Origin of the sequence: Streptomyces sp. NPDC048211 (assembly GCF_043202315.1) — a bacterium.
In the GTDB taxonomy this organism is placed as follows: Bacteria; Actinomycetota; Actinomycetes; order Streptomycetales; family Streptomycetaceae; genus Streptomyces.
Genome location: NZ_JBIDAD010000007.1, coordinates 167,983 through 187,321, shown reverse-complemented (window position 1 = coordinate 187,321; position 19,339 = coordinate 167,983). Strand labels below are relative to the sequence as shown.

The window sequence follows — 19,339 nt, the reverse complement described above, 5'->3', positions numbered from 1 at the left end:
CTAGCTCTTCTTCTCCAGCTGGTTGGCCCACAGCTTCGGGTCGTCGACGTTGTCCTTCGTCACCAGGGGCGCGGGGAGCTGGTCCTCGAAGCCGTTGGGGATCTTGATGATCGTGGAGTCGTGGTCCGTCGGACCCTCCTTGAAGGTCTTCCCGTCCAGGGCCGCCTTGGCGTAGTACAGCGCGTACTTCGCGTACAGGTCGGCGGGCTGGGAGATCGTCGCGTCGATCTTCCCTGCCTTGATGGCGTCGAACTCCTCCGGGATGCCGTCGTTGGAGATGATGGTGATGTGGCCCGCCTGCCCGGCCGGCTTCAGGAGCTTCTTCTGCTCCAGGAGCGCGAGAGTGGGCTGCAGGAAGACGCCGCCGGCCTGCATGTAGATGCCGTTGATGTCGGGGTGCGCGGCGAGGGTCGACTGGAGCTTCGCGGAGGCGACGTCGCCCTTCCAGTCGGTGGCCAGCTCGAACACCTTGATGTCCGGGAAGTCCTTGTCCATGCACGCCTTGAAGGCCTCGGACCGGTCGCGGCCGTTGATGGAGGAGAGGTCCCCCTGGAACTCGACCACCTTGCCCTTGCCCTTGAGCTGCTCGCCGAGGTATTTGCAGGCGTTCGTCCCGTACGCCTTGTTGTCGGCGCGCACCACCATGTAGATGTTGCCCTTGTCCGGGCGGGTGTCGACGCTGACGACGGGGATCTTCTTCTCGTTCAGCGTGTTGAGCGACTCGGCTATCGCGCCGGTGTCCTGCGGGGCCATCACCACGGCCTTGGCGCCCTGGTCGGTGAAGGTCTGGACGTTGGCGACCAGCTTGCCGATGTCGTTCTGCGAGTTGGTCAGCGGAAGCGCCTTGACGTCACCGTCCTTCACCCCCTTCTCGACGTAGTTCTGGTAGGAGTTCCAGAAGTCGCTGTCGCTGCGCGGCAGGTCGATGCCGACCTTTCCGCCGCCCTCGCCGCTGTCCGATGATTCGCGGTTGCAGCCCGCGAGGGCAGTGACGGCCAGCAGTACGGCGCAGGCCGCCGCACTCGTCGTACGCACTCTCATTGGTGTCCCGTTCCTTTGTGGAGTACCGGCTCGAAGGATCTGATGGCAATGCGGGGGTGCGTGGTGCAGGTGGTGCAGGTGGTGTGAGAGGTACGGTCCGGGCTGTCCCGGCCCGGACCGCGCCTCCCCTGTCAGCTGTCGGCGGGGCGCAGGCGCAGGCCTTGCATTCCCCCGTCGACGGCCAGTGCCGTGCCCGTCACGGAGGCCGCGGCGGGGCTGGCGAGGTACAGGATCGCGGCGGCCACCTCGTCGGCGGAGACCAGCCGGCCCAGCGGCTGCCGGGCGTTGAGGGCCGCGCGTTCGGCTGCCGGGTCACCGGCCTGGCCGAGCAGCCTGCCGATCCACGGGGTGTCCGCGGTCCCGGGGTTGACGCAGTTGACGCGGACGCCCTCGCGGACGTGGTCGGCGGCCATGGCCAGGGTCAGGGAGAGGACGGCGCCCTTGCTCGCGCTGTACAGGGCGCGCTGGGGCAGCCCCGCGGTCGCGGCGATCGAGCAGGTCTGGGTGATCGACACGGCGCCGGGGCGCTCGGCCGCCGCCCTCCGAAGGTGCGGCAGCGCATGCCGGGCCGCGCGGACCATGCCGAGGACGTTGATGTCCAGGACCCGGGTCCACTCGTCGTCGTCGTTGTCCTCGACGCTGCCGATGGAGCCGATGCCCGCGTTGGACACGAGCGTGTGCAGGGAGCCCAGTTCGGCGGCCGCGTGGTCGACGGCCGCACGGACGGCGTCGTCGTCGGTGACGTCCGCCTTGACGGCGAGGGTCCCCTCCGGAGCGCCCGCGGTCTCCCGGTCGAGGACCGCGACGCGGGCCCCGCGCTCCAGCAGCATGGTCGCGACGGCCGCCCCGATGCCGGAGGCGCCGCCCGTCACCAGAGCGTTCATCCCCTCGAAGTCGCGTGTGCCGGTCATCGGCTGTCCTCCTCGTTGGTGCGGCGGGCCTGCCATACGGGGCCCTCCGGATAGCGGTGTGCGGCGATGGACTCGGCGTGCATCCGGGCGGAGAAGCCCGGCGCCGCCGGAGTGGCATAGCGCCCGGATTCGATCACGACGGGGTCGACGAAGTGTTCGTGGAGGTGGTCGACGTACTCGATCACCCGGTCCTCCCACGTACCCGAGACGGCCACGTAGTCGAACATCGAGAGGTGCTGGACCAGCTCGCAGAGTCCGACGCCGCCCGCGTGCGGGCAGACGGGCACCTCGAACTTGGCTGCGAGCAGCAGGATCGCCAGGTTCTCGTTGACTCCGGCGACGCGTGCCGCGTCGATCTGGACGAAGTCGACGGCCCCGGCCTGGAGCAGCTGCTTGAACACGACACGGTTGGCGACGTGCTCGCCGGTGGCGACCTTGACCGGCTGGCCGGCGCGCACGGCGGCGTGGCCCAGGACGTCGTCGGGACTGGTCGGCTCCTCGATCCAGTGCGGGTCGAACGGCGCGAGCGCGGTCATCCACTCCACCGCGTCGGCGACGTCCCAGCGCTGGTTGGCGTCGACGGCGATCCGTACGCCGGTGCCGACGGCGTCCCGGGCGAGCGCCAGCCGGCGGACGTCGTCGGCGACGTCTCCGCCGACCTTCAGCTTGATCTGGGTGAAGCCGTCGGCGACGGCCTCCTTCGCCAGCCGCACCAGCTTGTCGTCGGAGTAGCCGAGCCAGCCGGGCGAGGTGGTGTAGGCCGGGTATCCCTCGGCGCGCAGCCGGGCCGCGCGCTCGGCCCGGCCCGGTTCGGCGGCGCGCAGGATGGTGAGCGCCTCCTCGGGGGTGAGGGCGTCGGTGAGGTACCGGAAGTCGACGAGGGAGACGAGCTCCTCGGGCGTCATCTCGGCCAGGAACTGCCAGACGGGTCTGCCCGCGTGCTTGGCCGCCAGGTCCCAGGCGGCGTTGACGACCGCGCCGGCCGCCATGTGCATCACGCCCTTTTCCGGGCCCAGCCAGCGCAGTTGCGAATCGTGGGTGAGGTCCCGGTACAGCGCGCCGAGGTCGGCCGCGGTCCGGGGCACCGGACGCCCGATCAGATAGGGCCGCAGTGCCTCGATGGCGGCCGCCATCACCTCGTTGCCGCGCCCGATGGTGAAACAGAAGCCATGGCCCTCGACATCGCCACCGCCGCCGCCACCGTCCGCGGCATCGGTTCGCAGGACGACGTAGGCGGCCGAGTAGTCGGGGTCGGGGTTCATGGCGTCCGAGCCGTCCAGTTGTTCCGAGGTCGGAAAACGGATGTCGTGGACCTCGAAGTCCGTGACGGTCTGACTCATGTGCGCCCCCAGGGGAAATAACATCGGACCTCTGCTCTGGTCATCCGATGTATAGCGCCCTGAAGGCCCCAACGTCCAGAGTTGAACGGAAACTCACCCCACACAGCTCGGATGTATCGCGAAGTCGATGCCCCGTCCCGGCCGGTGATGCATTCCCATCGCCCCGGTTCACTCCGCCCTGCGCAAGGGCTGCGGAGGGAGTGGCCAAAAGCCGTAAGGTTGTTCCGTACGCAAGGGAACTTCGGAAGGAGGCCTGGGTGATCGAGCTCGAGGGGGTTCCCGAGCTGATCGACCCGGTCATGGTGGCCGCGTTCGAGGGGTGGAACGACGCAGGTGACGCCGCTTCCACGGCGGTCGCGCACCTGGACCGGGAATGGAAGGGCGAGGTGTTCGCGGCGCTGGACGCCGAGGACTACTACGACTTCCAGGTCAACCGCCCCACGGTCTGGCTGGACGGCGGGGTGCGCAAGATCACCTGGCCGACCACCCGGCTCTCCGTGGTCCGTATCGGCGGCGACAAGCCGCGCGATCTCGTCCTGGTCCGGGGCATCGAGCCGTCGATGCGCTGGCGCTCGTTCTGCAACGAGATCCTGGGCTTCGCCCATGAACTGGGCGTCGAGATGGTGGTGGTGCTCGGTGCGCTGCTCGGCGACACCCCGCACACCCGGCCGGTACCGGTCAGCGGTGTCACGTCCGACCCGGATCTGGCGCGGACCATGGACCTGGAAGAGACCAAGTACGAGGGGCCGACCGGCATCGTCGGCATCCTCCAGGAGGCGTGCACCCACGCGGGTGTACCCGCGGTGAGCCTGTGGGCGGCGGTGCCGCACTACGTGTCACAGCCGCCCAACCCGAAGGCCACCCTGGCGCTGCTGAACCGCCTGGAGGACCTCATCGGGCTGCGCATCCCGCTGGGTGAACTGCCCGAGGACGCACGCGCCTGGCAGCTCGGTGTCGACCAACTGGCGTCCGAGGACAGCGAGGTGGCGGAGTACGTGCAGACGCTGGAGGAGGCCCGGGACACCGCCGAGCTGCCCGAGGCGAGCGGCGAAGCCATCGCCCGCGAGTTCGAGCGCTATCTGCGGCGCCGGGATCCAGGCCCCGGCCAGGCACCGGGCGGGCATGCCACGGAGAGCGGCGAGGGCCCCTATCTGCGGGATCCGTCGAGCGGCAGGACCAGGCCGCCCAAGCCGCCCCGGCCGGAGACCGGCCCCGGGACGGCGGGCGGTCCCGGCGCCGGTCCCGTGACCGGCTCCGGCGAGGGCTCCGGGCCGGCCGACGGTCCCGGCAACGGCGGTACCCCGCCGGATTCGTCGGAGGACTCCCGGGACGACTCCTCGGAGGACTGATCCGGACCGTGCGGAGCCGGGCGGGTGCGTACCCGCCCGGCTCCGCCGCGTCGCTGCGGACACTCAGGAACAGACGAAGCGCGCCGCGCCCCAGTCCCCGTGGTCACCGGTCTTGGACCCGTTGGTGTCCGTGACCTTCAGCCGCACATGCCGCGCGCCGTCGAGCGGCACGTCGACCGGCACCGTCGCCGACGCCCCGGTCACCTTGGGAGAGGTCCACAGCACCTTGCCGTCCGCCTCGACGGAGAACGCCACCTCGCCGTAGCCGTTGATCTCGTCGTCGATGCCTGCGTCGGCGGTGAACTTCGAGCACTGTCCGCCGAGATAGACCTCGATGTCGGAGTCGGCGTGGGTGCCGATCCCCTTCTCGTACACCTTCCCCGCCAGGGTCAGCGGGTGTCCGTCGGCAGCGCCCGATTCGCCGTTGCTGCGATCGCGCTCCGCCGGTCCGTACCCGTTGGTCGCGGTGAGCCACTCCAGGTCGCTCGCCCACACCTCACCGGTGGGCGGGGCCGGCATCACGGCCGCGGCCAGGCGCTGGACGGCCGTGCGGGGCTCGCCCGCCGACCGGTAGCGCGTGAGCGCGGTGATCCGGGCCTCCCCCGCCTCGGCGTCCTTCGCCGGGGTGACGTTCACCTCGACCCGACGGGTGGTGCCCGCCGGGATCCGCTCCACGGCCGCGGCCGGCGTGGTCCGCCAGCCCTCGGGGACGTCGAGCGAGACCACGGCGTCCGTCACATCGGCCGTGCCCGCCGTGACGTCGACGGCGACGGTGCCCGTGGCCCCGGCGCCGATCTCCTGCCCCTGCGGCGCCGAGAGGACAGCGGTCGCGGCGGTGTGGCGGCCGCCGACCGCGCTGGTGTTCTCCAGCTTCACGGAGAACTTCTTGCCCGTGGGCAGCGGGACGGTCTTGATCTTCACCACGCCGCCGCGGTCGTCGCGGTCGTACCACCAGCCCTGCTTCGCCGAGGCGTAGGCGGCCGCGGAGTCCAGCCGGGGCAGCTTGCCGGCGAGCTTCACGGCACTCGGCGCGGAGCCGGTGTGCACGCTGAACTCGTACGGGCGGCTGCTCTGCTTGCCCGCGAACGTCCCCTTGCTCCCACCGATGTCCACGGTGACGTCGCCCGCGCCCCTGGCCGGTGCGCGCACCTCGGCCGTCTGGGTGGCGTACGCGCCGTCGCGGTGCTGCCGGGTTACCCCGTCGTCCTCGTACAGCGTGAAGGAGGAGCGGCCCTGGGGGTAGATGTCCCAGGCGAGCGGGGAGGTGGCGGTGCGGTCCTTGAACGAGCGGATGCCCGGCCACATCGGCACACTGGCACCGCCCTTGACGAACAGCGGCAGCGTGTCGAGCGGAGCGCTGTAGTCGTCGAGGGTGACCGGCCCCTCGTACGTCCGGCCGCTCCAGTAGTCGGTCCAGGTGCCCTTCGGCAGGTAGATGCCGTCGCGCTCGGTGCTGTCCTCGTAGACGGGCGCGACGAGGAAGTCCTCGCCGGACATGAACTCGTACTTCGCGGCGTCCGTCGCCGCCTTCGGGTCGTCCGGGTACTCCAGCACCAGCGGACGGACCATACCGACACCGGTCTTGGTGGCCTCGTGGGCGTAGGAGTACTGGTACGGCAGCAGCGACTCCTTGAGCTTCAGGTAGTCGCGGTTGATGGAGGTGTACGGCTCGCCGTAGCGGAAGGGCTGCTTGTCGCTGGCCGCCCAGCCGTCCATCGTCATCGTGGTGCCCAGGAACATCTTCCACTGGAGATCACGGGTGTACGTCTTGGCGCTGCCGCCGAAGATGCCGTCGACATCGCCCGTGGTGTAGGCGAGGCCGGACATCGTGGCGCCCGCGTAGGTCGGGATCTGCCAGCGGATGTAGTCCCAGGTGCCGTACTGGTCGCCGGACCACTGCACACCGCAGCGCTGCGCGCCCGACCAGCTCTCGGGGGCGTACGTGAAGCCGCGGGCGTCACTGTTGTCCTCGATGCCCTTGTAGGCGTCCTTGCAGCCGTCCAGGGCGAACTTGTAGCCGTCGCCGACCCACGCCACGTCGAGCTTGGCGACCCGCTGGCCGGCCTTCACCTGGTCGGCGATCTTGTCGATGCCGTCCTCGGTCCACAGGCCCATCTCCATGTCGCGGTCCTGGAGACCCTTCGCGGTCTCGGTGAGGTCCTCGTAGCCGCAGCCGTAGCCGTCGTTGACGAGCATCCAGCCGTTCGGCATGTCGTTCTCGACGTAGCCGTCGGCGACCTTCAGCGAGTCCAGGGTGCGGCGCTCACCGCGGTTGGCGTTGTGCAGGTAGCAGTCGGAGTCGCCCATCTCCAGTCCGTACACCGGCGGCATGAACGGCTTGCCGGTGAGCTTCGTGTACTGGCCGATGACGTCCTTGGCGCTGTCACCCGCGAAGTAGTAGGCGTCGAAGCGCTGTTCCTGCTCCGTGGTGGTCACCGGGTCGGTGAAGGCGTAGGTGCCCGGCGCGAAGGTGTTGCGGAAGACGCCGTAGCCGGCCGACGAGAGGTAGAACGGCACCGAGTTGGGGTGTCCGCCGTCGTCCCAGTTGTAGTCGACGCCCACCTCGACGGTCTTGTCCCGGTGCGAGGTGTTGCCGCGGCCGTTCTGCATCCCGGCGCCGTAGAACTGCTCGTCGGCGCCGCGGGCCAGGGTCTGGGTGGTCTTCTCGCCGTCCCAGCTCAGCCCTTTCGCCTCGGACCAGACCTGGCTGCCGTCGGCCCGGTACAGGGCGAACCGCAGGGGCGACTTGTAGACACGCAGGGTGACGTCGCCCGTGGAGAGGTCGTAGCGGTCGCCCCGCTCCTTCCACCGGGTGCGGGGCGGTGTGCCCTGCGGCAGGACGATGGCGTCGCCCGCGGGGTCCTCGAAGGTTCCGTCCGGAGCGAGTTCGATACGGAAGGTCTCCTCGGACACGAAGCTCACGCGGGCCTTGGCGGCCCCCGCACTCAGCCGGTAGACGGGCCCGTCGGCCGTGAAGCCGGTGAGGTCGCCGACCGTCGTGCCGGCGGGTTCGGCCGGGTCGGCCGCCTGGGCGCTGCCCGGCCCCGAGACCGCGGCGAGCAGTCCCAGCAGCGCTGCAACTACTGCCCCTCTGATGCGCGTTGATGATTGCATAGAGCGCTTTTAGCGCAGCACCGAGCATTTGACCATGGACAAAACGGAACCGGCCCCGAACTTCGTCAAGAAGTTCGGGGCCGGTGAACGGACCTTGTACGGCGGGTGGTTACAGCGCGACACCGAGCAGGGCGTCGACGGTGCGCGAGACGAGTCCCGGCGCCCCCTCGTCCGTCCCGCCCTCGGCGGTCTGCCGCTCGGCCCAGCGGTCCACGGCGGCCAGGGCCGCCGGGGCGTCCAGATCGTCGGCGAGGGCCGCCCGGACCTCCTCGACCAGCGCGTCGGCGGACAGCCCGTCCGGCCGGGAGACGGCGGCGCGCCAGCGCGCGAGCCGCTCCACCGCGTCGGCGAGCACCCGGTCGGTCCACTCCCAGTCGGAACGGTAGTGGTGCGAGAGCAGGGCGAGGCGGATCGCCGCCGGGTCCACGCCGTCGCGGCGCAGGGCCGAGACGAAGACCAGGTTGCCCCGGGACTTGGACATCTTCTCGCCGTCCAGGGCGACCATGCCGGCGTGCACGTACGCCTGGGCGAACGGGTGCTCGCCGGTCAGCACCTGGGCGTGCGAGGCGCCCATCTCGTGGTGCGGGAAGGCGAGGTCGGAGCCGCCTCCCTGGACGTCGAAGCCCATGCCGAGGTGGTCCAGGGCGATGGCCACGCACTCGATGTGCCAGCCGGGCCGGCCGGCGCCGAGCGAGGCCCCGTCCCAGCTCGGCTCGCCCTCACGGGCGGCCATCCAGAGCATCGGGTCGAGCGGGTTCTTCTTGCCCGGGCGGTCCGGGTCGCCCCCGCGCTCGGCGGAGAGCAGCCGCATCGCCTCGGCGTCGAGGTTGGAGACCTCGCCGAAGTGCGGGTCGGTGTCGACGGAGAAGTACACATCGCCGTCGAGTTCGTAGGCGGCGCCCGCGTCCCGGAGCCGTTCGACGAGCGGCACGATGCCGGGTATCGCCTCGACGGCTCCGATGTAGTGCTGCGGCGGGAGCATGCGCAGGGCGGTCATGTCCTCACGGAACAGGGCCGTCTCGCGCTCGGCGAGCTCGGTCCAGTCCTGACCGTCGCGCACGGCCCGCTCCAGCAGCGGGTCGTCCACGTCGGTCACGTTCTGGACATAGTGAACCTGCCGCTTGGTGTCGAGCCACACGCGCTGGACGAGGTCGAACGCGTTGTAGGTCGCCGCATGACCCATATGGGTCGCGTCGTACGGCGTGATGCCGCAGACATAGATGCGGGCGACGGGACCGGGGTCAAGGGTGATCCGTCCGCCGGTCGCGGTGTCGTGGATCCGAAGGTCGCGGCCCTTGCCAGGCAGGGCGGGGACCTCAGAAGCGGGCCAGGCATGCATGTCACGAGCGTAACCGGACGCGGCTTCCGGATACGAACCGGAGGGGGGATCCTGTCCGAAGTCGCACTCTTGCGTCCGGGGCCGGAAGGTGCATGCCCCGGTGCCTCGGGGGCACCGGGGCGGTCACGGCGGCTTCGTCACACCGGTGGCCACGGGATGGCAGGCCACTCGCCGCTGGGCTCCCGGTGCAGCCCGGTGCTCCGCAGCGCCGCCACCCGGGCCCGCAGGGCCTCGATCTCGTCGGTGGTGATCAGTTCCCCCAGCCGGGTGACCAGCGCGGCCTCAGGCTCCAGTTCCGCCGCCAGGCGGTCCAGCACCGCGACGGCCTCCGCCGGCAGCGGCTCCCCCGCCCACCCCCACAGCAGCGTGCGCAGTTTGTCGTCCGCGTTGAAGGTCACACCGTGGTCGATGCCGTACAGCCGGCCGTCGGGTGCGGGCAGCAGATGGCCGCCCTTGCGGTCACCGTTGTTGATCACGGCGTCGAGAACCGCGAGGCGGCGCAGCCGGGGATCGTCCGCGTGCACCAGCAGGGCGGTCTTCCCCTCCCCCACCTCGGCGAGGGCCACGGCCTTCCAGCCCTCGCCCGGCTCCTCGTCCTCGACCAGCGCGAGCAGCCCGGAGCCGCCGTCGTCCTGGGGTGCCGCCTCGATCCAGAGCTGGCACATGCCCTGGCCGTACGGCCCGTCCCGCAGCACGGTCGGGGGCACCAGACCCCACCCCGTCACCTCGGAGACCTCGTAAGCGGCCACCTCGCGCTGGGCGAGGGTGCCGTCGGGGAAATCCCACAGCGGCTGCTCGCCGGCCACCGGTTTGTAGACGCAGTGCGCCTCGTCGCCCTCGTACGCGACCGAGCAGTAGAGCACCGCGTTGGAGGCCCCGCGGACCTGTCCGAGGACGGTGAGCTGCCCCTTGCCGAGCAGGGTGATCAGCTCGGCGTCGGTCAGGCCCCGCGACGGTATCCGTTCTGGCGCGGGCATACGTGTCCTTCCGGATCGAGCGGCAGGCTGCACAGGGGGCACGGGGGGCGGCCGGCGTTCACGACGTCCAGGGCGCGTTTGGCGAAGGCCCTGGCCTGCGCTCCGCTGAGCCGGACCCGGAGCATCGGCGGGCCGTTCTCCTCGTCCTGGAGCAGCCGCTCCTCGGCCTCCGCGAGGTCCTCGACGGAGTCCGCGTCCAGTTCGACCAGGGCCTGCGCCTCGACGATCATGCGCTGTTCCTCGCCGTCCCAGGCCAGCGCCATGGTGCCGACCCGGAACTCCTCCTCGACGGGGTTGTCGAGTGGAGCGGTGTCGGTGACGTCCATGGGGGCCACGGCCGGCACGGGCGAGTTCCCGCCGGTGCGCCGCACCACTTCGTCGAGCAGTTCGTCCACCCGCTCGGCGAGCGCGGCGACTTGGGTCTTCTCCAGGGCCACGCTGGTGACACGTCCGCCTGAGGAAGCCTGCAGGAAGAACGTACGGCGTCCAGGCAGCCCGACCGTACCGGCCACGAAACGGTCCGGGGGGTCGTAGAGGAACACCTGACGGGACACGTCCTGTCTCCCTTGAGAATTGACAGCGGATGAGGGTCGGCCTGGCCGGCCCGGGAGAGTCCCCCGGAAAGGCTCCTACGGCGCGTCCACCCTACTGCGCGGAGCGATCACGGCGCCCCAGCGCCGCCCCCGACCTCCGCGTCCCCCGCGCCACCGGCCGCCGCTCCCGTCCCGGCGCTCGCGTCCGGCCCCGGTTCGCGGGGCGCCAGGGAGGCCAGGTCGCCCGTGTCGCCGAGCCTCAGCAGGAACGGGCGCAGCCTCGTGTAGCGGATCGCGGTGACGGAACACGGGTCCGCCTGCACGCGCTGGAAGAGGTCCAGATGCATGCCTAGGGCGTCGGCGACGAGGGACTTGATGATGTCCCCGTGGGAGCACATCACGTAGACGGCGTTCTCGCCGTGCTCCGCCTCGATCCTCGCGTTCCAGTCCCGTACCGCGTCGACCGCGCGTGCCTGCATCGCCCGCATCGATTCGCCGCCGGGGAACGCCGCGGCGGACGGGTGCTGCTGCACGACGGTCATCAGCGGCTCGTCGGTGAGTTCCGCGAGCTTGCGCCCCGACCAGTCGCCGTAGTCGCACTCGCTGATCCGGTCCTCGGTGTGCAATGCCAGCTCCGGCCGGGCGGCGAGCAACGGCGCGAGGGTCTCCCGGCAGCGTTGCAGCGGGCTGCTCACGGCGGCGACGAGGGGCAGGGCGGCCAGCCGGCCCGGGAGTGCGGCGGCCTGCTCGGTGCCGCGCTCGTCGAGTGCGACACCGGGGGTGCGGCCGGCGAGCACGCCGGAGGTGTTGGCGGTGGAGCGTCCGTGGCGGACGAGGATCAGGGTCGGCATACCGGCCAGCGTAAAGGCTCTCCCTTGGACCGACGCCTCCGCAAAGGTGCGCCGGGGGCCGGTGCGGGGGGACAATGCGCGCGTGATCGTGGACTGCGCCATTTACCGGGACGGACGCCGAACCGACGGACCCGCCGACTTCTCCGACGCCCTCGACGAGGCGCGGGCCGGCGGCGACGCGTTCTTGTGGATCGGCCTGCACGAGCCCACGGAGAAGGAGTTCGGCCTCGTCAGCAGCGAGTTCGGGCTGCACCCGCTGGCGGTGGAGGACGCGCTGGCGGCACACCAGCGGCCGAAGCTGGAGGTGTACGACGACTCCCTGTTCGCGGTGATCAAGCCGATCGTCTACGCGCACGAGAGCGACACCGTCACGACGGACGAACTGATGGTGTTCATAGGCGACTCGTTCGTGGTGACGGTCCGCCACGGCGAGGGGGCGCCACTGGCCGCGGTGCGCCGTCGGCTGGAGGCCGAGCCCGAGGTGCTCAAGCACGGGCCCACCGCGGTCCTGTACGCGGTCAGCGACGCGATCGTGGACCACTACATCGATGTCGCGGGCGAGCTCCAGGTCGACCTGGAGGAGCTGGAGACGCAGGTCTTCGCCCCGGACGGCAGCGGCGATTCCAAGAACACCGCGGCCCGTATCTACACCTTCAAGCGCCAGGTGCTGGAGTTCCGCCGGGCGACGGTCCCGCTGGCCGCGCCGATGGCCAGGCTGGCGAGCGCCGGGGTGCCGTTCGTCCATGAGCACGCGCAGCCGTTCTTCCGTGACGTGCAGGACCATCTGACGCGTGCCAACGAGCAGGTGGAGGGGCTGGACCGGCTGCTCTCCGACATCCTGTCGGCGCATCTCGCGCAGATGGGGGTGCGGCAGAACGACGACATGCGCAAGATCTCGGCCTGGGCGGCGATGGCCGCCGTGCCGACGATGGTCGCGGGCATCTACGGCATGAACTTCGAGCACATGCCGGAGCTGCGGTGGGTCTGGGCGTACCCGGCGGTCGTCCTGCTGATGACGGCCGCCGTCGTCGGCCTGTACCGCCAGTTCAAGCGACGCGGCTGGCTCTGACGACGGCCCCGGCGGGCGGGAGGGACGCGGCCCCGCTCAGGCGGCCCCGGCGGGCGGGAGGGACGCGGCCCCGCTCAGGCGAACTCGGGGGCGGGAACGGCCGGCCCGCCCAGCGCGTCGTGACGCTCGGGAGGCGTCAGGCTGACCATGCGCCGCCAGCCGATGAGCCGCTCGTACGCGTACACGGCGTGGATCCCCGCAGCCAGTACCGCGGCCTTCGCCCGGGACCAGCCGAGGACACGGCCCATGTGGTCCATCACGGCGAGGCTGACGTCGCGGTACACCCGGATCTCGGCGAGGGCGCACTCGCGCAGGATGTGCTGGATGGTCCGCCCGTGGCCGGCCGCCGCGAAGCGCAGCAGTTCCTCGTGGCAGTACGCCAGGTGGTTGTCCTCGTCGTTCGAGATCATCTTGACCGCGCGGCCCAGCTCGGGATGGTCGGCGAAGTACTTGCGCAGCAGCCGCATCTGCTCGGACGCGCGCTGTTCGGTCACCCGGCTGTGGGCCAGGTACGTGATGATGTCGCGCTCGGTGAGCGGCTCCTCGCGCCCCAGCTGCTCGTGGGCGAGGCCGATGCCGTGCTTCTCCAGCAGCATCGTGTAGTCGGTCTCGTGCGGGACCGGTACCGCCGTCAGACCGCGCTTCCTCAGCAGGGCGTTGAAGATCCGCCCGTGCTTGTCCTCGTCGGCGCCGTGCCGGACGATCTTGGGGGCGAGCGCGCGCTGGCTCGCGGGGACGAGGGCCGCGATGCGGCCGTTCTCCCAGCCGCCCTGGGACTCCCCGCTGGCGGCGATGGAGCAGAACAGCCGGAACGACTCGTCGTCGTCGAGAATCTCCTGGAACAGGTTCTTTGCCGAGAGCATCACTGCCACCTCCGTGCCGGCGTCTGCCGAGCGACAGTCAAATGCGCCCGGTCCCGACGGGCAACAGGAGGGCTCACCCACTGGTCCGAACGGGTTACCGCCCCTCGCGGCGCCCCACTCCGGCGAACCGTTTCCGCACAGGCCCCGTAACCCCGGCGCCCCGCTCGCGTTGTCCCCGTGACGGCCGTGGCGGGGAAGACCCCCGAGCCCCCACCACGGCCGTAGTGCTTCCCGGGACGGGCAGGGCGCGCGCCAGGGCCTGTCGTTCGGACCGGGCCGGGCCCGCGGGGTCCGGCCCGATCCGAACGGAAGACCCTAAGGGCTGTCCCGCAATTCCTGGCGGGACAGCCCTTAGGCGAGCCCGGAGCGCTCCAGCGCGTCCGTACCGGCCCGCAGCGCGGCGATCCGCTCGTCGAGCGTGAAGCCCGCGGGGGCCAGGGTCAGGGTCGTGACGCCTGCGGCCGCGTAGCCCTGCATCCGGTCGGCGATCCGCTCCACCGAGCCCAGCAGCGTGGTCTGGTCGATCAGCTGGTGCGGTACGGCGGCCGCCGCACCGGCCTTGTCGCCCGACAGGTACTTCTCCTGGATCTCGGCGGCCTCCTTCTCATACCCCATGCGCTGGGCGAGCTGGTTGTAGAAGTTCTGCTTGGGGCTGCCCATGCCGCCGACGTACAGGGCGGTGTACGGCCGGAACATGTCGGCGAGGCCCTTGATGTCGTCGCCCACCGCGAGCGGCAGCGTCGGGCAGACGTCGAAGCCGTCCATGGTCTTGCCGGCCTTCTCGCGGCCGGCCCGCAGGTACTTCATCGCGGTGTCCTCGAGGTGCTCCGCGGACGGGAAGATCAGCAGGGCGCCGTCGGCGATCTCGCCGGTCTGCTCCAGGTTCTTGGGCCCGATCGCGGCGATGTACAGCGGGATGTGCTCGCGCTCGGGGTGCACGGTCAGCTTGATCGGCTTGCCCGGACCGCCGGGCAGCGGGAGCGTCCAGTGCTGTCCGTCGTACGAGAGGCGCTCCCGGGCCATCGCCTTGCGGACGATCTCGACGTACTCCCGGGTGCGGGCGAGCGGCTTGTCGAACTTGACGCCGTACCAGCCCTCGGACACCTGCGGCCCGGACACGCCGAGGCCGAGGCGGAAACGGCCACCGGAGAGGGAGTCCAGGGTGGCCGCGGTCATCGCCGTCATGGCGGGCTGACGGGCCGGGATCTGCATGATCGCGGAGCCGACGTCGATGGACTCGGTCTGCGCGGCGACCCAGGACAGCACGGTCGGCGCGTCGGAGCCGTACGCCTCGGCCGCCCAGCAGACGTCGTAGCCGAGCCGGTCGGCCTCCTGCGCGACGGCGAGGTTGTCGCCGTCCATTCCCGCGCCCCAGTAACCGAGATTGATGCCGAGCCGCATAGCCGCTCCCCTTACTGATCAGTAACGTCCCTGTGCTCCGGACTCTAGCGCGCGGGAAGGCGATCCGGCAGGGGCAACCCGGGCCCCGGTTGTCCACAGGCCTGCGACGCGTGGGGCTCCGGCCAGTAATCTCAGCGCCCATGGAGCAGAGGCATCTCGGCCGCACCGGCCTTCGAGTGTCCCGGATCGGACTCGGCACCCTCACCTGGGGCCGGGACACCGACGAGCACGACGCTGCCGAGCAGCTGAAGGCCTTCTGGGAGGTGGGCGGCACCCTGGTCGACACGGCGGACGTGTACGGCGGCGGGGAGGCCGAGTATCTGCTCGGGCAGCTCGTCGGAAGCCTCGTGCCGCGGCACGATCTGGTCCTCGCGACCAAGGCGGGCAGCGTGGCCGATCCGTACCGCAGGTTCGACGGCTCGCGCGGACATCTGCTGGCCGCCCTGGACGCCTCGCTGGCACGGCTCGGCACGGACTACGTGGATCTGTGGCAGGTCCACGCCTTCGACCCCATGACCCCGCTGGACGAGACGCTCCAGGCACTGGACATAGCCGTCTCCAGCGGACGCGCCCGCTACGCGGGAGTGTCCGGCTTCTGCGGCTGGCAGCTGGCGAAGGCCGCGACCTGGCAGCTCGCCGCGCCCGGGGTGCGGACCCGGCTGGCCAGTACGCAGATGGAGTACTCGCTGCTGCAACGGGGCGTGGAGCGCGAGGTGCTGCCTGCCGCGCTCGACCTCGGCGTGGGGCTGCTGCCGTCCTCGCCGCTGGGGCGGGGCGTACTGACCGGGAAGTACCGCACGGGCACCCCGGCGGACTCGCGGGGCGCCTCCGAGCTGCTGGCCCCCTTCGTCGAGCCGTATCTCGACGACCCGGCGAGCCGCATCGTGCACGCCGTGGCGACCGCGGCCGACGGACTGGCCACCACACCGCTCCAGGTGGCACTGGCCTGGGTGCGGGACCGTCCGGGAGTGGTGGCCCCGATCGTCGGCGCGCGCAACGCGCAGCAGCTCACGGAGGCATTGTCAGTGGAGGCGCTTAGTCTTCCTGACGAGATCTGCCAGGCGCTCGACGATGTGTCGGCGCCCGTGCACCGCTATCCGGACCAGGACTGGAGCACGCTGTGACTGCGCTTCCCCGGGGGGAATCCCCCGGCCCCTCGGCCACCGACGACGTCGTCGCGGACGAACCCGCCACCGCGCCCGAACCCGCCGGGGAGGCCGCTGCGGGGGCGGACGACGAGGCGGCGGACGGGGGCCCGGACGGGACCGCCGAGAGCGAGACCGCGGCCCCGGCGGACGCGGACGGCGACGCGCACGCGAACACGGACACGGACACGGACGGCGACGCAGAGACGGGCGAGGACGCGGACGGCGACGCGCACGCGGCCACGGGCGACGACGCGGACGCGGACGCGGACACCGTCGTGGGCGACGACGCCGTCGCGCACACGGACGCGAGTGCCGCGAGCGCCGGGGCCGCGGCTCCTTCCGAGGCCGAGGCGGAGCTGGCGGCCCAGCGCGAGCTGCGGGAGCGGATCGAGAAGCGCAAGGCCGAGAAGGAGGGCCCCATCGCCGCCGGTGCGAAGCTGAGCGGCCCGGCGGCCGATCTGCTGGCGGCCGTGCGCGCCGTGGAGAGCGGCGAGAAGCCCGGCACCGCGTTCTTCGACTCCCCCGCCCCCTCCCCGGCCCGCCGGAGCGTCCCGGCACCGGCACCGGCGCGCACACCCGCCCCCGAGCCGGCCCACGCGTCCCGGGGCGCGTCACCGGAGACCGTCGCCGCCGTGGCGGCCGTGCTGGCCGAGGGAGGGGCGCCGGAGGCCCTGGCGGCCGCCGCCGGCGCCACTCTGGGCGCGCAGGCCGGCGAGGCGCTGCGGGAGGACCCGTGGCAGCTGCTGTCCCTGCCCGGTGTCGGCCCGGAGCAGGCCGACGGCTTCGCCCGTGCGCTCCTCGGCGCCGGGTGCGGACCCGACGACGAGCGGCGCACCGCCGCCCTGGTCGGCTGGCTGCTGGAACGGGCCGCGCTGCAGGGCCACACCGCCCTGGACGCGGAGCAGGTGCGCGCCGCACTCGCCGCGCGCGCGGTGACCGACCCCGGCGCGGCGGTGCAGCACGCCATCGCTGAGGGCGTCGTCCTGGTCTTCCAGGACGGCCCGGAGGACGAGGACGCCGACGGGGAGACGGGCGAGGAGAGCGACGGGACGGACGAGGGCGGCGAGGGCGCGGAGCGGGAGCCGGTCCAGGTCCTCCTCGGCCTCGACCGGTACGCGCTGGCGGAGGAGAGTCTCGCCGACGGACTCGCCCGGCTGGTCAACGCCTGCGAGAAGGACGCGGACTGGTCGGACGCCGCCGCTGCGGCCCCGTCCCCCTCGGCCGCCGAACTGATCCGCACCGCGGCGGCCCACGGCCTCGTCGCTCATACGGGCGGCGAGGCGGCGAGGGCCGAACCGGCGGCGCTCATCGCCGCCGCCGGCGGTCTCGGGCTGCGCGCCCTGGGCGCCACGCACAGCGCGGACGGCCGTCAGCGGCTGGCCGGGGCGGTCGGCGACCCCGCGGCGGCGGTCACCCTCGCCGGGCTGCTCTCCGGCGCGGAGGGCCCCGGGCGGGACGGGGAGGGGGCGCTCGCCCTCGACCTGCTCGTCGTGCTGGACGCCCCGCAGCTGGACGTCGAGACCGGCGCCATGCTGGTCGAGTCCCTCGCCGACGGCACCCGCCTGGTGTTCAGCGGCGATCCGGGCGTGCTGGGATCTGCCGGTGCGGGGCGGGTGTTCGCCGATGTCGTGGCCGCCCGCGCCTGCCCCCAGGTCGTCTCCCGCACCCCGGACCCGGGGCCGATCGGCGAGCTGGTCTCCGGCATCGGCATCGGTGAGCTGAACCAGGTGGAGGCGCCGGGCAAGGAGGTCGTGATCGTCCCTGTGCGCGACGCGGGCGAGGCCGTGCACCGCACGGTGCAGCTGGTCGCCGACTCCGTACCGCGCGCGATCGGGGTGCCGTCCTCGGACACCCAGGTCATCACGGTCGGCCACGGCGGTTCGGCCGGCACCCGGGCGTTGAACGAGGCCCTCAAGCAGCGGCTCAACCCGGGCCCCGGCCGCTTCGGCGGCTTCGATCCGGGGGACAGGGTGGCTCATGTCCCCGCGCCGGGCAGGACCGTGCCCGGTGTGGTCGTCTCGGCCGACGCGGAGGGCCTGCATCTGGACTGTGCGGGGAGCCCCGTCGTCGTACCGCAGGAGCGGGTCGCGGCGTCCGTCCGGCATGCCTGGGCGCTCAGCGCCCACCAGGCGGCGGGTATGCGGTGGCCCGCGGTCGTCGTCGTGCTGCCGGGTGACGCGGCCCAGGGGCTGAGCCGCCCCTGGGTCTACACCGCCTTCAGCCGGGGGGAACGCCATCTGTCGGTGGTGCACGGCGTCGACCAGGCCCTTCCCCGCGCCGTGGCCGAGTCCCCCGCCCAGGACCGCACCACCCGGCTGCGCACCCTGCTGGAGGCGTCCGACGGCTGACGGCCGGGCGGCCCCGGGGCCGCCCGGAAACCGCTGAGGGCCGGGCGGACGCGTCGCGCGTCCGCCCGGCCCTTCGGTACGACCCCTTCGGGAGCGAAGGAGCGGGCGATCAGCTCCTGCCCTTCGTCAGACCGTCCAGCTCCTCGTCCAGATCGTCCTCGTCGAAAACGGCACTGACGTCGAAGCGGCAGACCACCAGCTGCGGATCCGCGTCGTCGAACGGGGCGCCGAGCCACTCCCCCGGCTCCGGCAGCTCGTCCACGGCGGCGACCCAGAGCGTCGAGTCGCCCTCCTCCAGACCGAACTCCGTGTGCCGGGAGGCGATCTCGTCCGCCTCGTACTCCCCGAAGAGCACTCCCAGCGCCGCGTGGACACTGCTGCCGACCACGGCCGCGCTCTCGCTGCCGCGCTCGTCCGGATCCACGTCGGCGAGGCGCTGCGCCTGCGCGAGCAGCCGCTGCGGCTCCACCACCGCGTAGTCGCGGCGGATCAGCACGCTGAGCGCGTTCGGCTCCTCCGGGCCGCTGTACGGCGGCAGGGAGTCCTCCACCCCGGGAATCTCGAACGGGGTGACCTCGTCATGACGGTCGTAGAGGAGTTCGTCGTAGACCTCGGCCGCAGCGGCCAGTGCGTTGAACGCGTCGTAGACAGCGGGGTCGTCGTCCCCGGACCGGCGTTCGACCGCCGCGAGGTGGTGGTCGATCGCGGCTTTGACCGCATCGGCGGCGGCGCGTACCTCGGCAGCGGTGGGCTGCACAGCATCAGACATAGGGCAGACGCTATCCGTACACGGGCTCTGCCCGCACAATAGATGCGATGCCGGAATACGAATTTGTCGACGTGTACGTGCCGCGCGGGGTGTCCCGGAAGGATACGGCCCGCCTGTTGACCGACCATGCCGAGTACGGGCACTGGGAGTTGGACCGACTCACGCTGCGCCTGGACGGCAGTCGCCGGGTGCGGCTGCGGCGGCGGATCATCCGCCAGCTGCGAGCCACCTGGTGAAACGGAACGGGCCCCGCTGCCGCGGGGCCCGTTCCCTTCGCCGTGCTGCC

The 19,339-nt window shown here is 71.8% G+C and carries 16 protein-coding genes; 5 read left to right on the top strand and 11 right to left on the bottom strand.

Annotated elements, in window-relative coordinates; all coding sequences use genetic code 11:
• The 3 genes from ACGFZA_RS25580 to ACGFZA_RS25570 form a co-directional block, all read right to left on the bottom strand.
• Entirely contained in the window at positions 1–1,041 is a 1,041-nt protein-coding gene (locus tag ACGFZA_RS25580; RefSeq protein WP_385286876.1) for a sugar ABC transporter substrate-binding protein, read from the bottom strand.
• Between the two features lie 131 nt (positions 1,042–1,172).
• Positions 1,173–1,952, bottom strand: a complete 780-nt coding sequence (locus ACGFZA_RS25575; RefSeq protein WP_385286874.1) for an SDR family NAD(P)-dependent oxidoreductase — start codon at positions 1,950–1,952, stop codon at positions 1,173–1,175.
• Positions 1,949–3,292 (bottom strand): enolase C-terminal domain-like protein, encoded by a 1,344-nt coding sequence (locus ACGFZA_RS25570; RefSeq protein ID WP_385286872.1) that lies wholly within the window; start codon positions 3,290–3,292, stop codon positions 1,949–1,951. The genes ACGFZA_RS25575 and ACGFZA_RS25570 overlap by 4 nt, the downstream gene beginning before the upstream one ends.
• A gap of 257 nt (positions 3,293–3,549) precedes the next feature.
• On the opposite strand from ACGFZA_RS25570, the gene ACGFZA_RS25565 reads away from it, so the two are divergent.
• The gene (locus ACGFZA_RS25565) at positions 3,550–4,641 is read left to right on the top strand and encodes a PAC2 family protein (RefSeq protein ID WP_385286870.1); all 1,092 of its coding nucleotides are present in this window, start codon (positions 3,550–3,552) and stop codon (positions 4,639–4,641) included.
• A gap of 63 nt (positions 4,642–4,704) precedes the next feature.
• Here the strand turns inward: ACGFZA_RS25565 and ACGFZA_RS25560 are convergent, their stop codons facing one another.
• From ACGFZA_RS25560 to ACGFZA_RS25540, 5 genes are all read right to left on the bottom strand, one after another.
• Complete coding sequence (locus tag ACGFZA_RS25560; protein WP_393682135.1) at positions 4,705–7,755, bottom strand: NPCBM/NEW2 domain-containing protein; 3,051 nt, start codon at positions 7,753–7,755, stop codon at positions 4,705–4,707.
• A gap of 109 nt (positions 7,756–7,864) precedes the next feature.
• Positions 7,865–9,094: a cysteine--1-D-myo-inosityl 2-amino-2-deoxy-alpha-D-glucopyranoside ligase gene (gene mshC, locus ACGFZA_RS25555; protein WP_385286866.1), complete on the bottom strand. Its 1,230-nt coding sequence runs from the start codon at positions 9,092–9,094 to the stop codon at positions 7,865–7,867.
• 137 nt (positions 9,095–9,231) lie between these two features.
• On the bottom strand, positions 9,232–10,071 hold the full coding sequence (locus ACGFZA_RS25550; protein WP_393682131.1) for an SCO1664 family protein: 840 nt from the start codon (positions 10,069–10,071) through the stop codon (positions 9,232–9,234).
• Positions 10,035–10,625 carry a DUF3090 domain-containing protein gene (locus ACGFZA_RS25545; RefSeq protein WP_385286862.1) on the bottom strand — a complete coding sequence of 197 codons (591 nt, stop codon included), beginning with the start codon at positions 10,623–10,625 and terminating at the stop codon, positions 10,035–10,037. The genes ACGFZA_RS25550 and ACGFZA_RS25545 overlap by 37 nt, the downstream gene beginning before the upstream one ends.
• A gap of 107 nt (positions 10,626–10,732) precedes the next feature.
• Complete coding sequence (locus ACGFZA_RS25540) at positions 10,733–11,455, bottom strand: histidine phosphatase family protein (protein WP_385286860.1); 723 nt, start codon at positions 11,453–11,455, stop codon at positions 10,733–10,735.
• 82 nt (positions 11,456–11,537) lie between these two features.
• Between ACGFZA_RS25540 and corA the strand changes: the two genes are divergently transcribed.
• Complete coding sequence (gene corA, locus ACGFZA_RS25535; protein ID WP_385286858.1) at positions 11,538–12,524, top strand: magnesium/cobalt transporter CorA; 987 nt, start codon at positions 11,538–11,540, stop codon at positions 12,522–12,524.
• 74 nt (positions 12,525–12,598) lie between these two features.
• Here corA and ACGFZA_RS25530 read toward each other — a convergent pair whose 3' ends face one another.
• Together ACGFZA_RS25530 and ACGFZA_RS25525 are read right to left on the bottom strand one after the other, a co-directional pair.
• Positions 12,599–13,387 carry a ferritin-like domain-containing protein gene (locus ACGFZA_RS25530; RefSeq protein ID WP_393682127.1) on the bottom strand — a complete coding sequence of 263 codons (789 nt, stop codon included), beginning with the start codon at positions 13,385–13,387 and terminating at the stop codon, positions 12,599–12,601.
• A 351-nt stretch (positions 13,388–13,738) separates the two neighbouring features.
• The gene (locus tag ACGFZA_RS25525; RefSeq protein ID WP_393682124.1) at positions 13,739–14,788 is read right to left on the bottom strand and encodes an LLM class F420-dependent oxidoreductase; all 1,050 of its coding nucleotides are present in this window, start codon (positions 14,786–14,788) and stop codon (positions 13,739–13,741) included.
• Positions 14,789–14,928: 140 nt separating this feature from the next.
• Here ACGFZA_RS25525 and ACGFZA_RS25520 point away from each other — a divergent pair, with 140 nt between their 5' ends.
• Complete coding sequence (locus ACGFZA_RS25520; protein WP_385281373.1) at positions 14,929–15,912, top strand: aldo/keto reductase; 984 nt, start codon at positions 14,929–14,931, stop codon at positions 15,910–15,912.
• The gene (locus tag ACGFZA_RS25515) at positions 15,909–18,284 is read left to right on the top strand and encodes a helix-hairpin-helix domain-containing protein (RefSeq protein WP_385281376.1); all 2,376 of its coding nucleotides are present in this window, start codon (positions 15,909–15,911) and stop codon (positions 18,282–18,284) included. The genes ACGFZA_RS25520 and ACGFZA_RS25515 overlap by 4 nt, the downstream gene beginning before the upstream one ends.
• Positions 18,285–18,393: 109 nt before the next feature.
• On the opposite strand, the gene ACGFZA_RS25510 is transcribed toward ACGFZA_RS25515, so the two are convergent.
• Positions 18,394–19,053: a hypothetical protein gene (locus tag ACGFZA_RS25510; protein WP_393682121.1), complete on the bottom strand. Its 660-nt coding sequence runs from the start codon at positions 19,051–19,053 to the stop codon at positions 18,394–18,396.
• 47 nt (positions 19,054–19,100) lie between these two features.
• Between ACGFZA_RS25510 and ACGFZA_RS25505 the strand changes: the two genes are divergently transcribed.
• The gene (locus ACGFZA_RS25505; RefSeq protein WP_164404066.1) at positions 19,101–19,289 is read left to right on the top strand and encodes a DUF5703 family protein; all 189 of its coding nucleotides are present in this window, start codon (positions 19,101–19,103) and stop codon (positions 19,287–19,289) included.
• Positions 19,290–19,339: the final 50 nt, after the last annotated feature.

Coding starts and splice junctions, on each gene's coding strand:
- ACGFZA_RS25580 (WP_385286876.1), bottom strand. CDS start 1,041: ATGAGAGTGCGTACGACGAGTGCGGCGGCCTGCGCCGTACTGCTGGCC.
- ACGFZA_RS25575 (WP_385286874.1), bottom strand. CDS start 1,952: ATGACCGGCACACGCGACTTCGAGGGGATGAACGCTCTGGTGACGGGC.
- ACGFZA_RS25570 (WP_385286872.1), bottom strand. CDS start 3,292: ATGAGTCAGACCGTCACGGACTTCGAGGTCCACGACATCCGTTTTCCG.
- ACGFZA_RS25560 (WP_393682135.1), bottom strand. CDS start 7,755: ATGCAATCATCAACGCGCATCAGAGGGGCAGTAGTTGCAGCGCTGCTG.
- mshC (WP_385286866.1), bottom strand. CDS start 9,094: ATGCATGCCTGGCCCGCTTCTGAGGTCCCCGCCCTGCCTGGCAAGGGC.
- ACGFZA_RS25550 (WP_393682131.1), bottom strand. CDS start 10,071: ATGCCCGCGCCAGAACGGATACCGTCGCGGGGCCTGACCGACGCCGAG.
- ACGFZA_RS25540 (WP_385286860.1), bottom strand. CDS start 11,455: ATGCCGACCCTGATCCTCGTCCGCCACGGACGCTCCACCGCCAACACC.
- ACGFZA_RS25530 (WP_393682127.1), bottom strand. CDS start 13,387: ATGCTCTCGGCAAAGAACCTGTTCCAGGAGATTCTCGACGACGACGAG.
- ACGFZA_RS25525 (WP_393682124.1), bottom strand. CDS start 14,788: ATGCGGCTCGGCATCAATCTCGGTTACTGGGGCGCGGGAATGGACGGC.
- ACGFZA_RS25520 (WP_385281373.1), top strand. CDS start 14,929: ATGGAGCAGAGGCATCTCGGCCGCACCGGCCTTCGAGTGTCCCGGATC.
- ACGFZA_RS25510 (WP_393682121.1), bottom strand. CDS start 19,053: ATGTCTGATGCTGTGCAGCCCACCGCTGCCGAGGTACGCGCCGCCGCC.
- ACGFZA_RS25505 (WP_164404066.1), top strand. CDS start 19,101: ATGCCGGAATACGAATTTGTCGACGTGTACGTGCCGCGCGGGGTGTCC.